Origin of the sequence: Arthrobacter sp. B6, assembly GCF_001663775.1 — a bacterium.
GTDB lineage: Bacteria > Actinomycetota > Actinomycetes > Actinomycetales > Micrococcaceae > Arthrobacter.
Genome location: NZ_KV467169.1, coordinates 488769 through 501048, shown reverse-complemented (window position 1 = coordinate 501048; position 12280 = coordinate 488769). Strand labels below are relative to the sequence as shown.

Below are 12280 nucleotides of genomic sequence, written 5' to 3'. Positions count from 1 at the left end.
TCCTGACGGGGGTTGGCGGACTGGTGCGGACGTTGAACTGCTGCCCGCCGACCCCGGCAGGGTCAGCGGTCCGCTGAAACGCTCTCCAGCTGGAGCGCCCTGGCAGTTGCCTTCTCAAGTTCCGCAGCAAGTTCCGGGTTGCTGTCCAGCTTTGTGCCGTAGCCGGGCATCATGTCCTTGAGCTTCCCCTGCCAGCCCTTGAAGTTCTTGGGGAAGGCCTTCTGCAGCAGTTCGATCATGATGGGCACCGCGGTGGAGGCGCCGGGGGAGGCGCCCAGGAGCGCGCCGATGGAGCCGTCGCGTCCGGCGATGACTTCCGTGCCGAACTGCAGCACGCCGCCCTTCTTCGGGTCCTTCTTGATGATCTGTACACGCTGGCCGGCGGTGATCAGTTCCCAGTCGCCGTCCTTGGCTTCTGGGTAGTACTCGCGGAGCGCCTCCACCTTGTCGGCGTGGCCCTTGGCCACTTCCTTCACCAGGTAGGCGGTCAGGTCCATGTTGTCCTTGGCCACGGCAAGCATCGGAATGATGTTGCTGGGCCGGATGGACAGCGGCAGGTCCAGGTATGAGCCGTTTTTCAGGAAGTTCGTGGAGAAACCGGCGTACGGGCCGAACAGCAGGGAGCGCTTGCCGTTGACATAGCGGGTGTCCAGGTGCGGCACGGACATGGGCGGCGCGCCCACGGAGGCCTGGCCGTAGACCTTGGCGCTGTGCTGGGCTGCCAGGGTCTCGTCGGTGCAGCGGAAAAACTGCCCGGAGACCGGAAAGCCGCCGAAGCCCTTGCTTTCCGGGATTCCCGAGGCCTGCAGCAGGTGCAGGGCGCCGCCGCCCGCTCCGACAAACACAAACTTGGCGTGGATCCTGCTGTGTTCCCCGGAGGCCGGGTATTTGAGCGAAAGGTTCCAGCCGCCGTCGGACGCTTTGGAGATGCCCGTTACGTCGTGGCCGTAGTTGACTTCGACGCCGTTGTTCCCGAGATAGGTGGTCAGCTCGCGGGTCAATGCCCCGAAGTCGACGTCGGTGCCTTCCGCCGCCCTCGTGGCGGCAATGCGCTGCTTCGGGTCGCGGCCCTTGACGATCAGCGGGGCCCACTTGGCGATCTGGCCGTGGTCCTCGGAATACTCCATGCTGCGGAACAGGGGGTGCGGCTTCAGTGCCTCGTACCGGGTCCGCAGGAACTTCGTGTTGTCCTCGCCAATGACGAAACTCATGTGGGGGACGGTGTTGATGAAACCCTTGGGCGAACCGATCAGGGACTGCTCCACGAGGTGGGACCAGAACTGCCGGGACAGCTGGAACTGTTCATTGATGAGCAGCGCCTTGGTAGGGTCCACCGAACCGTCTTTGGCTGCGGGGGAGTAGTTGAGCTCACAGAGTGCGGCGTGCCCGGTACCGGCGTTGTTCCACGGACCGGAGCTTTCCAGTCCCGGCTCCTCCAGCCGCTCGAAGAGGGAGATGGTCCAGTTGGGTTCGAGCTGCTTGATGAACGCCCCCAGCGTGGCGCTCATGATGCCGCCGCCAATCAGGACGACGTCGGCATGTTTGGTCTTGGAAATAAAAGTCACAGTGAGTCTCCGATAGCAGCGGCTCTGGCTGTCACAGAATATCCCCGCGTGACCCTCATACTGAAATTGAACGGGCCCGTCAAGGCCTTAGCTGGACCTTGGTGAAAACTTCGTTTAAGACCGGCGAGGCCGGGTAGCTTGCCACCCGGTCCGAGAGCGCCAATGCGGAGATGGGGAACGCAATGGGGACGGCCGGAACGGAGGCCGCGATCTGGGCATTGATCGTGTGATATTGCTCATCACGTTCCTGTCCCTGCGGCATGCTGCGTGCCCGGTTGATCTTCGAGAAGACCTGGGGGTCCTGGTACCCGAACTCACCGTTCTTCTCGCCGAACAGGGGACCCACAAAGTTGTCGGCGTCAGAGTAGGCGCCGTTCCAGCCGAGAAGGTGGAGGGCGTGGTCCCCGGGGGACTGGACCTTCTGCAGGTAGCCGTCGGACCAGTCCACCGGGACTGGCTTGATGTTCAGCCCGACGGCGGTCAGTTGCCTGCTGATTTCGGCATAGACCTTTTCGGGCGTGGGGAGGTAGGGCCGGGTGGCGTTCAACGGGTAGTAGAACCTCAGCTCCTCCCCGCCGTAGCCGGACTCTTCGAGGTAGGTCTTGGCCTTGGCCGGGTCATGGCCCAACGACGGGGCCTCGTTGTTGAAGCCGCTGATCTTCGGCGGAACGAACTGGGAGGCCTGGGCGGTGTTGTCTATGAAGAACTTCCGGATCAGGGTGTCTTTGTCGATCGCCATTTCGATCGCCTGCCGCACCTTCAGGTCCCGGAGTGCAGGGATTTCCTGGTTGATGCCGACGTACATTACGGAGAAAGGGTCCCGCTGCACAATCTGCATGCCGCGTTTAACAAGTTGGTCAAAGTTGCCCACTGTAACGGCGTCGTAGCCGTCGATCTTGCCGTCGAGGAGCGCCTGCAGCCGGGCCTGGGGATGGTCGTAGGTCAGGAAGTTGATGGTGGCGATCTGCCCGCGGTCACCCCAGTAGTCCTTGTTGCTGACCAACGTGACGCTGGTTTCGTCCCACGTGCCGAGGCTGAAGGGCCCGGTCCCCACCGGGTTGGTGGCAAAGGCGGACAGGGCCTGACCGCCCCGTTCCCTGTCCAGGACATCGGCAGTCCCGGCAGCCAGTGCTGACGGTGACGCCATGGCGAAGGCGGGCAGGGTCAGCGCCTGGAGGAAGGCGGTGAAGCGCTGCGTGAGGTCGATCCGGACTGTGTCAGCCGAAAGGGCAGTGCAGCTCTTGAAGATGGAAAGCGATGCCTCATCGGCGTGGGCCTTGAACACGGCCTTAAACGAACTTCCCGGGGCCCGTTGCCGGAGCGGCTCCGGGAACGCGAACCAGCGGTTGAAGTTGGCGCAGACAGCATCGGCGTTGAACGGGGTCCCGTCCTGGAAGCTGACTCCGCCGCGGAGTTTAAACGTATAGGAGCGGCCTTCGTCGGATTCGGTCCATTCGGTGGCCAGCAACGGCGTGGGTTTGCCCGTTGTCTGGTCCACTCCGACCAGGCCTTCGAGGATCTGCCGCGTGATCCGGTACGACTCCACATCGTTGGACAGGGCGGGGTCGAGTCCGAGCGGCTGGGATGCTGTGCCAAACCTGAAGGTGGCCGTGGGCTCAGCGCCTGTTGACGGCGTTGAAGTGGTGGGGGACGAAGGAGAAGGTGCTGGAACTGCGGTGCAGGAGGTCACTCCCAGTGCCAGGAGCACGGCGCCTGTCTTGATCACCGTTCGTCGCGATGTACTGCTGGGCACTCGTTGATCACCTCTGGGCTGCTGGCCGGCTCCGCGGACAGCGGGGCCCAGCCCAGTCTAGTTGACGGACCAGGATGGTCCAGGGGACGCAGCTGGGCCCGGCCTGTACAGGCCGGACCCAGGTTGGCGGAACCGCAGGGGGAGTCGGGCCGGGCGGCTCCTGGAGCGCCCGGTGCTGATGCCCGGAATTACTTGGGCATCAGCACGGAGTCGATCAGGTAGACCGTGGCATTGGCTGTCTGGACGCCGCCGCAGATCACGCTGGCGCCATCGACCATAAGGGCGTCCTTGCTGCCGGTGACCGTCACGGAGCCGCCCTGGACCGTGGCGTGGGTGCCGGCGATCTTGTCAGGGGTGATCTGGCCGGGAACCACGTGGTAGGTCAGGATCTTGCTCAGCAGGGCGTCGTCCGTCTTGAGGGTCTCGATGGTGGCGGCGTCGACTTTGGCGAAGGCGTCGTCGACCGGCGCGAAGACGGTAAATTCGCTGCCGTTCAACGTGTCCACCAGGTCAACCTTGGGGTTGAGCTTGCCGGAGACGGCTGCCGTCAGGGTGGTCAGGATGGGGTTGTTCGAGGCCGCAACAGCTACGGGATCGAGTGCCATGCCGGCAACCGAGCCGGCGCCGGTGGGAACCTTCTCGGCGTAGCCCGCGCAGCCGGCGCCGACCAGGTTGGCGGCCGGGTCCATGGGGGCAGCGGAGGTTGTGGATGGTGACGGCGCCATGCTGGAGGAAGAGGGCGCGGAAGCCGGTGCCGACGATGAGGTCGCTGTGGTGGCGGAGCCGCCGCAGGCGGTGAGGGTGAGCAGGGCTGCAGCTGCAACGCCTGCGACGCTGAAGGTTGTGCGCTTGATTGACTGCATTTCGATTCTCCTTGTTAGTGCCGAGCATTGACTGGTGCGGGCAGTTTGCATGCCGCTTGCGGCCCTTCCCGACGTGGTGGGCACCTGCCGTTGGCTGGTGTCTCACTGTGTATTCGGGTGTCGTCTCGACGTGGATGGGTGGATCTCAAGGAGTTTTTTGGCAGTGGTGCAGATCCGCGGAAGTTCACGGAATCCAGGGTCACGGAAACTTAAAATACGGAATCCCGGACCGAAGGGCCCGGGATTCCGTGTTTGGTACGTCCGGCTGTGCGCAAGGGGGGACTTGAACCCCCACGCCCGAAGGCACAGGAACCTAAATCCTGCGTGTCTGCCAATTTCACCACTCGCGCTTGGCTGCCGCAGCAGAAACCTGCGACGGCGGATGCCAGGTTCCATTGTAGCGCCGGTCGGCTGCGGGTCCTGTCAGCCGCAGGAACCTTCAGGAATCAAGCTTGAGGTCACGGCGGAGCTTGGCAACGTGGCCGGTCGCGCGGACGTTGTATTGCGCCACTGCCACTTTTCCTTCGGGGTCCACCACAACGGTTGAGCGAATGAGCCCCTGATAGGTCTTTCCATAGTTCTTCTTTTCCCCCCACGCACCGTACGCCTCTGCCACGGTGTGGTCCTCATCAGAGAGAAGCGGGAAACCCAGGGCTTCTGCGGCGGCGAATTTTGCCAACTTCTCCACCGGGTCGGGGGAGATGCCCAGGACTTCATAACCGGCTGCCTGCAGGGAAGCAAGGCTGTCACGGAAATCGCACGCCTGCTTGGTGCAGCCAGGGGTGGACGCGGCGGGATAGAAGTACACAATGGTGTTTCGCCCCCGCGTGGACGACAGGCTGACGTCCATTCCGTTCGAGTCCTTCAGAGTGAAGCCAGGTGCTTCTGTACCGGTCATGAGTCTGTCAGCCACAGTTAATCTCCTAGTTGCAGGCGGGACACACCAGCTTAGTAAGCGTGCTGGACCGGGGCGAATCGGCACTTGGCTATACTGCTTGTATGCCTGATATGGATCACTGGCCCACTGGGCGCCTACTGTCCACTGCGGCCCGTCTCGTAGAACACTCGTGGAATGAAAAACTCGGCGCCATTGGATTGACGCACGCCGGTGTTATTGCCATCGAAGTCCTCGCTGCCCAGGGCCCGATGACGCAGGCGCAGCTGGCGCAGTATGTCCGCGTCCAGGCGCAGACCATGGGCAAGACGCTCAGCAGGCTGGAAACCCACGGACATATCGCCCGCGTCCGCAGCACCTCGGACCGCCGGAGCCACGTTGTCTCCCTGACGGACCGTGGACGCGAGGCTGTGACCGCGGCAGTGGAAATGGAACGTTCGGTGCTTGCAGCCGCGTCCATTGATCCTGACGTCCTGCGACAGGAACTCCAGGCTGTGGTGCGGGAACTGGCCAGCCAGTTCTCTTCCCCTGAAGTAAAGGCCCTCGCGGACGGTTCCCCGGTAGGGTAACCGGATCGCTGGCCCCGCAGGCGCAATCACTGGTTCCACAGTGGTTGCGCGTCTTTCTTTAAGCAAGTAGCGGCGTCTTCTTCTGCAGCCTTTCAAGGAAGCGCTGGCGTATGTGACCGGCACCACGGCTGTTCCTGCCCTTGGAGCGCGGTGGCTGCCGCTAGCGTGGGCGGAATCGCCTACTCCTGAAGGAACATGTTGAACAGCCGCTCTGCATCCATCCGTACCTTGGTCCTCCTGCTCGTTGCGGGCTCCCTTGCGGGCTGCGACGTTGCAGCCCGTGCCGAAACCAAGATCGCCGAAGCTGTCCGGACCGCCCCGTCGGAGGCAGGCGACCCCGACGGGCAGTTGTTGACCCCGGCAAACGCTGACTTGGCCCTGGCCCAGCTGGAAAACATCCCGGTGAAGGGCCGTGCCCCGAAGACCGGCTACAGCCGCGACGAGTTCGGTCCCGCCTGGGCGGATGTGGACCGCAACGGTTGCGATACCCGCAACGACATCCTTGCCAGGGACCTTGAAGGCGAGACCTTCAAGCCCGGAACGCAGAACTGTGTCGTCGTGACTGGCACGCTTGCCGACAGCTACACCGGCACGACCATCAGGTTCGTGCGCGGCAACACCACCAGCGCGGCGGTCCAGATCGATCACATCGTCCCCCTGTCCGATGCCTGGCAGAAGGGCGCCCAGCAGCTCAGCGCCGACCAGCGCCGGCAGCTGGCCAATGACCCGCTGAACCTTATGGCCGCGAACGGCCCCACGAACAGTGCCAAGGGCGACAAGGATGCAGCCACGTGGCTCCCGCCCAACAAGGCATTCCGCTGCGAATACGTTGCCCGGCAGGTGGCCGTGAAGGCAAAGTACCAGCTCTGGGTTACCGAGGCCGAGCATGATTCGATCGCCGGAATCCTGGACACCTGCACCTAACAGGCATGTGCTGGTCAACAGGCCGGGACATCCTCCGGAAGAATTAAGGCAAAGCAAAACCCCGTCTTCATCGCTTGTGGCGATGAGGACGGGGTTTCCTTGGTGCACCCCCCGGGACTTGAACCCGGAACCCATTGATTAAGAGTCAATTGCTCTGCCAATTGAGCTAGAGGTGCATCTCTTGTTTTGATCTCCCGGGCTTTTTTATTTCCCCGTTGATCTCCGCAACGACATGAAACTCTACACGAACTTTCGGCCCATGTGAAATCGTGCTGGTGCCCGGAAGGTTGCATCAAACTGAAGGGGCCAAAACCAGCACAAAGTCGGGGTTTTCATTGTTCGTGAGCAGCCACAAACGTCCGTCGGGAGCCTGGACGACATCGCGGATCCGGCCATATTCCCGTGTGAAATAGGCCACAGGATTACCGGCTTCTTCGCCATCCAGCGGAACCGTCCACAACCTCTGGCCGCGGAGTGCGCCCAGGTACGCCGTGGAACCAACAATTTCCAGTCCGCTGGGCGAGGATTCAGCGGTGGACGGCCACACCACCTTCGCGTCGCTGAATTCTTCCCGATGCGGTGCGCCAGTGACCTGCGGCCAGCCATAATTGCCGCCCGGGAGGATCAGATTGAGCTCGTCATTGACGTCAGGACCGAATTCGCTGGCCCAAAACCGCCCCTCACTGTCCCACGCCAGTCCCTGGACGTTGCGGTGGCCAATGCTGTAGACGGCATTGCCGAAAGGGTTGCCGGGCGCCGGGCGGCCTTCCGGCGTCAGCCTCAGGATCTTGCCGCCCAACGCATTCGGATCCTGTGGCTGCTCGCGGCGCTGAGAGTCGCCGGTCCCCACATAGAGCAGGCCGTCGGGTCCAAAGCGGATCCGGCCGCCATTATGCGTGGACGCCTTCGGGATGCCGGCGAAGATGACCTCCGGGGGGCCGATGGTGAGGCGGCCGTCAGCGTCTTCTGTCAGGGCGGCCCGGGCGATCCGGTTGTCCTGCTCGGCAGTGAAGTAGAAGTAGAGGAGATTGTCCGAGTCGAAGTCAGGGGAGAGTGCGAGTCCGAGCAACCCGCCCTCGCCGCCGGGAACAACCCCGGGCACGTCGCCGATGGTGGATGGCCGGCCGCCACTGACTGCCTTGAGGAGCCCGGAATCACGCTCCGAGATGACTGCCGTTCCGTCCGGCAGGAACACTGCGGCCCACGGGATCCGGAGCCCGAGGTCCAGCTGCTCCACTACGGCCGGCGTTCCGGTGCGGTGGGTTCCTACGCTTGTGCTGCTGCCGGTCGGCGGCCCATCGGGGCCGCCTGTGCAACCCGCAAGGAACAGCGCTAGGCACGCCGTCCAGGCTGCGGCGGAGTGCCGCAGCCTGGACCTACTGAAGGCGGGTCCGCCGTGGGGCGCGGAAGCCGGCAGCTTCGGCGTGCGCGGCTGATTCAAACCACACTCCTGCGCGGGTCTGCTCATACTCAGGATGCCCCTCTTCGTAATAGACCATGGAGCCGGCATCGCCCTTAACCGTGTAGTCGGCCGGACCGCTGCCGTCCGGGGCCGGCGATGCCGACCCTTCGCCATACGGGCGGTCTGCCGCCAGGTGGCCTGCAGGTTCGGGGACGGTTTCGGCGTCGGGCAGGCTGGACGTGACCGGGCTGGAGCCGGCCGGCTCAGCACCGGCTGGCTCGTCAATGCCAGCCTCGGCCGCCGCTGACTCGGCCCCCGGAAGGGTCGGGGCGTGCGGTGCCGTGTACTCGGGATGATGGACCGGGGCGGCCTGGCTGGCTGCTTTGGTCTCCGCCGCATCGGCGTCCACGGTGGCTTCAGGGTCGGCAGTGCCTGCCTCACCGGTTGGAGCCACGGTTGCGGCCGTGGCATGCGGAGCGGGCGATCCGCCTGCTTCAGACCACTGGGTCTCCCACTCAAGGTGGTCGTTGGTGCCCTGGGCTGGGCCCGTACGCTGGGGCGTTTCCGTACCCCGGAGTCCGCCCGTACGCTCAGGTGCTTCCCCGCCGTGAACCGAAGTGGCGTCGTCAGCAAACCGGTGAGCCGGTACCGCTGTCACGTCCTCAGCGTTCCCGCCAGCCGGCGGCGACGGAGCGCCCAAAGTCTCCGCGGGAGCCGTGGCCGCTTCGGCTTCCGTCCGTTCCGGCGCAGAGGAATCCCGTTCAGCGGCCCGGCCCGCACCCGATGGTTCGGACAGTTCGGAAGTTTCGTCCGCCGTCGTTGGGGGAACTGGTTCGGATGGCCGTCCGAAACCTGCGGCCGTGGCCATTCCGGCGGTACCTGCCCCTTCCGCGGAAGCGGCGGCGCTCCCGCCTGCCAGGGCGCCATCCGCCCGGATTCCCTGAGCCGGAGCGGCCGGCCCTGACCCTGCCCTGCCGTCGTCGCCGGTGGCCTTTGTGGAACTGCTGCGGTTCAGCAGCCACCAGACAATACCGACTATCAGCACGATCAGTACGATCCAGAAGACAAAATCCATATCAGGGCCCTTCAGTCCGGATGGCGGGGTTGCCGTTCCCTGACCGTACGTCGGGGCAATCGGGACTGTCTAGGTCCTGGTCAGGGCAGTGAAGGGTCAGGCCGGACAGTGAAGGCGGCCCGAACAACGCCCCGGCCGTCCAGTAGCCTCTCTACATGGACTTCAAACGGCTGCGGATTCTGCGCGAACTCGCGGACCGGGGCACCGTGGGCGCCACGGCCGAAGCCATGCACGTCACGCCGTCGGCGGTGTCCCAGCAACTCAAGACGCTGCAGGACGAGCTTGGAGTTGTCCTCATCGAGAAGGCCGGCAGGGGAGTCCGCCTGACCGAAGCAGGCCTGGCCATGGCCGCCGCCGCTGCGGATGTGTCAACGGCCATGGCCAGGGCAGAGGCGACCATCGACACGTACCGCCAAGGCTGGCAGGCCAATGTTCGGGCTGCCTTCTTCCCCAGTGCTGCGGAGATGTTCCTGCCGGGACTCCTGCACCGGGTCAAGGCCGTTGACGGCCTGCACTTTGAGGCCCATTTCGAGGACCCTGGAGTGGACGGTTTCGCTGGCCTCGCCGCCGACTATGACGTGGTCCTGGCGCACAGCGTTGATGGCCCGGACGTCTTTTCCTCCGACGGGCTGATCGTCGTCCCCCTGCTCAATGAGCCGTTGGATGTTGCCATGCCGTCCGGACACGCCTTGGCGTCGAAACCCCGGCTGACCGCTCGGGACGTGGTGGGCTACCCCTGGATGGGGGTCCCCGAAGGATTCCCATTCGATGCCGTGTTGCGACAGATCGAGAAACAGGCCGGGTCCACCGCTGTCCGGGCGCAGCTGTTTCCGGACCTGAGGGTGCTAGAGGCGCTGGTCAGCGCTGGACACGGCCTCGCCCTCCTGCCCAGGTACACCGCGGCAGCCAACCAGGACCGGGGCTTTGTCCTCCGGCCGCTGGTGGGGGTCACAGCCCGCCGCAGCATCGTGGCCCTCGCCCGCCCCGACATCGCCGCCCGCACCACCATCCGGACAGTGCTGGACATGCTCAAAGAGGAAGCCGCGTCAGTTGCGTCTGGCCTTGTGCCAGGTGATTTCTGACACGTTCATCCCGTCGCCCCAGGTCAGCGTCTCAATAAATGAGACGCTAGTCCACTATTTGAGCGAAATATTGCCGGAATCGGGCTTCACGGCCTCGTCCGTGTCGTTGACCTCCTGATCTGAGTCATAGACTTTGACGCATGAGTGAGGACACCCAGATCGCAACCGACAACAAGCCTGACATCAAGCCCCGCAGCCGGGTCGTTACTGACGGAATCCACGCCGCCCCCGCGCGCGGCATGTTCCGGGCGGTCGGCATGGGGGACGACGACTTCGCCAAGCCGCAGATCGGCGTCGCGAGTTCCTGGAATGAAATCACTCCCTGCAACCTTTCCCTGAACCGGCTGGCCCAGGGCGCCAAGGAAGGCGTCCACGCGGGCGGCGGGTTCCCCATGCAGTTCGGCACCATCTCCGTCTCCGACGGCATCTCCATGGGCCACGAGGGCATGCACTTCTCGCTGGTCTCCCGCGAAGTCATCGCTGACTCCGTGGAAACGGTCATGCAGGCGGAGCGGATCGACGGCTCGGTCCTGCTCGCCGGCTGCGACAAGTCCCTCCCCGGAATGCTGATGGCAGCGGCGCGCCTGGACCTGTCCAGCGTGTTCCTTTATGCAGGCTCCATCATGCCCGGCTGGGTCAAGCTCGAGGACGGCTCCGAAAAGGAAGTCACCCTCATTGACGCCTTCGAAGCCGTGGGCGCCTGCGCCGCCGGCAAGATGAGCATGGAAGACCTCACCCGGATCGAGAAAGCCATTTGTCCCGGCGAAGGCGCCTGCGGCGGCATGTACACGGCCAACACCATGGCCTGCATCGGCGAAGCGCTCGGCATGTCCCTCCCGGGCTCCGCCGCCCCGCCCTCGGCAGACCGCCGTCGTGACGACTTTGCCCGCAAGTCCGGCGAGGCCGTGGTGAACCTGCTGCGCCAGGGCATCACCGCCCGGGACATCATGACCAAGAAGGCGTTCGAGAACGCCATTGCCGTGACGATGGCTTTTGGTGGCTCCACCAACGCTGTGCTGCACCTGCTGGCCATCGCCCGTGAAGCTGAAGTTGAGCTCACCCTGGACGATTTCAACCGCATCGGCGACAAGATTCCGCACCTGGGTGACCTGAAGCCCTTCGGCCGCTACGTCATGACCGACGTGGACAAGATCGGCGGAGTGCCTGTCATCATGAAGGCGCTGCTCGATGCCGGACTGCTGCACGGCGACTGCCTCACCGTCACCGGCAAGACCCTTGCCGAGAACCTCGCGTCCATCAACCCGCCGGACCTCGACGGCAAAATCCTGCGCGCCCTGGACAACCCGATCCACAAGACCGGCGGCATCACCATCCTGCACGGCTCCATGGCACCCGAGGGCGCCGTGGTCAAGAGCGCAGGCTTCGACGCCGACGTCTTCGAGGGCACCGCGCGCGTCTTTGAACGCGAACAGGGTGCACTCGACGCGCTGGACAACGGCCAGATCCACGCCGGCGACGTCGTGGTCATCCGCTACGAAGGCCCCAAGGGCGGCCCGGGCATGCGTGAGATGCTGGCCATTACCGGCGCCATCAAGGGTGCCGGACTGGGCAAGGATGTCCTGCTCCTCACGGACGGGCGTTTCTCCGGCGGCACCACCGGCCTGTGCATCGGGCACGTCGCTCCGGAAGCTGTCGACGGCGGCCCCATCGCGTTCGTCAGGGACGGTGACCGGATCCGGGTTGATATCGCAGCCCGCAGCTTCGACCTGCTGGTGGACGGCGCTGAGCTGGAAGCCCGCAAGGAAGGCTGGGAGCCGCTCCCCGCCAAGTTCACCAAGGGCGTCCTGGCCAAGTACGCCAAGCTGGTGCACAGCGCCAGCACCGGCGCATACTGCGGGTAGTACCCCGCAGCCGGCTGCCTGAATCCAACTGGGTAGCAGCTGATGTCGTTATGAGAGCTCAAAACGACATCTACTGCTACCCAGTTGGGAGGCTGCCAATTAGTGGACAATGACGTCCACATGGTGAGATGCACATCGTCGTCGTTGACATGCATCTCACGCAGAGGGAAAACTGAACGCATGATCTCATTCGTTACTGTCGGCATCGCTGCAGACGCAGTCGTCGTCCTTACCAAGCGCGTGGCTCAATAGCCTTCCACTGGTAACGAACCGTCACGCGCAACCCCTCG

The 12280-nt window shown here is 64.3% G+C and carries 10 protein-coding genes and 2 tRNA genes; 4 read left to right on the top strand and 8 right to left on the bottom strand.

Annotation, left to right across the window (positions count from 1 at the left end; genetic code table 11):
* Window positions 1-62: 62 nt before the first annotated feature.
* The 5 genes from AU175_RS16970 to bcp all read right to left on the bottom strand — a co-directional run bounded on the left by AU175_RS16970 (window position 63) and on the right by bcp (window position 5094).
* On the bottom strand, window positions 63-1565 hold the full coding sequence (locus tag AU175_RS16970; protein WP_066292320.1) for a malate:quinone oxidoreductase: 1503 nt from the start codon (window positions 1563-1565) through the stop codon (window positions 63-65).
* 79 nt (window positions 1566-1644) lie between these two features.
* The gene (locus tag AU175_RS16965; protein ID WP_197497166.1) at window positions 1645-3318 is read right to left on the bottom strand and encodes an ABC transporter substrate-binding protein; all 1674 of its coding nucleotides are present in this window, start codon (window positions 3316-3318) and stop codon (window positions 1645-1647) included.
* 188 nt (window positions 3319-3506) lie between these two features.
* A complete protein-coding gene (locus tag AU175_RS16960; protein WP_066292318.1) occupies window positions 3507-4181 on the bottom strand; it encodes a fasciclin domain-containing protein in 675 nt (224 codons plus the stop codon).
* A 268-nt stretch (window positions 4182-4449) separates the two neighbouring features.
* Window positions 4450-4531: transfer RNA gene (locus AU175_RS16955), tRNA-Leu, on the bottom strand.
* An 89-nt stretch (window positions 4532-4620) separates the two neighbouring features.
* Window positions 4621-5094: a thioredoxin-dependent thiol peroxidase gene (gene bcp / locus AU175_RS16950; RefSeq protein WP_066292317.1), complete on the bottom strand. Its 474-nt coding sequence runs from the start codon at window positions 5092-5094 to the stop codon at window positions 4621-4623.
* 95 nt (window positions 5095-5189) lie between these two features.
* Between bcp and AU175_RS16945 the strand changes: the two genes are divergently transcribed.
* On the top strand, window positions 5190-5645 hold the full coding sequence (locus AU175_RS16945) for a MarR family winged helix-turn-helix transcriptional regulator (protein ID WP_066294358.1): 456 nt from the start codon (window positions 5190-5192) through the stop codon (window positions 5643-5645).
* A gap of 195 nt (window positions 5646-5840) precedes the next feature.
* Window positions 5841-6569 (top strand): HNH endonuclease family protein, encoded by a 729-nt coding sequence (locus tag AU175_RS16940; RefSeq protein WP_066292316.1) that lies wholly within the window; start codon window positions 5841-5843, stop codon window positions 6567-6569.
* Between the two features lie 100 nt (window positions 6570-6669).
* Here the strand turns inward: AU175_RS16940 and AU175_RS16935 are convergent.
* From AU175_RS16935 to AU175_RS16925, 3 genes are all read right to left on the bottom strand, one after another.
* Window positions 6670-6745: transfer RNA gene (locus AU175_RS16935), tRNA-Lys, on the bottom strand.
* 116 nt (window positions 6746-6861) lie between these two features.
* Complete coding sequence (locus AU175_RS16930) at window positions 6862-7806, bottom strand: PQQ-dependent sugar dehydrogenase (RefSeq protein WP_442855336.1); 945 nt, start codon at window positions 7804-7806, stop codon at window positions 6862-6864.
* 139 nt (window positions 7807-7945) lie between these two features.
* Entirely contained in the window at window positions 7946-9046 is a 1101-nt protein-coding gene (locus tag AU175_RS16925) for a sunset domain-containing protein (RefSeq protein WP_066292310.1), read from the bottom strand.
* 155 nt (window positions 9047-9201) lie between these two features.
* On the opposite strand from AU175_RS16925, the gene AU175_RS16920 reads away from it, so the two are divergent.
* Together AU175_RS16920 and ilvD are read left to right on the top strand one after the other, a co-directional pair.
* The gene (locus tag AU175_RS16920) at window positions 9202-10128 is read left to right on the top strand and encodes a LysR family transcriptional regulator (protein WP_066292308.1); all 927 of its coding nucleotides are present in this window, start codon (window positions 9202-9204) and stop codon (window positions 10126-10128) included.
* Window positions 10129-10268: 140 nt separating this feature from the next.
* Window positions 10269-11990, top strand: coding sequence for a dihydroxy-acid dehydratase (gene ilvD / locus AU175_RS16915; protein ID WP_066292306.1), 1722 nt, complete (start codon window positions 10269-10271; stop codon window positions 11988-11990).
* Window positions 11991-12280: the final 290 nt, after the last annotated feature.

Bases quoted from the DNA above. Each gene is read 5' to 3' on its own strand.
- AU175_RS16960 (WP_066292318.1), bottom strand. From the start codon at position 4,181: ATGCAGTCAATCAAGCGCACAACCTTCAGCGTCGCAGGCGTTGCAGCT.
- AU175_RS16945 (WP_066294358.1), top strand. From the start codon at position 5,190: ATGGATCACTGGCCCACTGGGCGCCTACTGTCCACTGCGGCCCGTCTC.
- AU175_RS16940 (WP_066292316.1), top strand. From the start codon at position 5,841: ATGTTGAACAGCCGCTCTGCATCCATCCGTACCTTGGTCCTCCTGCTC.
- AU175_RS16925 (WP_066292310.1), bottom strand. From the start codon at position 9,046: ATGGATTTTGTCTTCTGGATCGTACTGATCGTGCTGATAGTCGGTATT.
- AU175_RS16920 (WP_066292308.1), top strand. From the start codon at position 9,202: ATGGACTTCAAACGGCTGCGGATTCTGCGCGAACTCGCGGACCGGGGC.
- ilvD (WP_066292306.1), top strand. From the start codon at position 10,269: ATGAGTGAGGACACCCAGATCGCAACCGACAACAAGCCTGACATCAAG.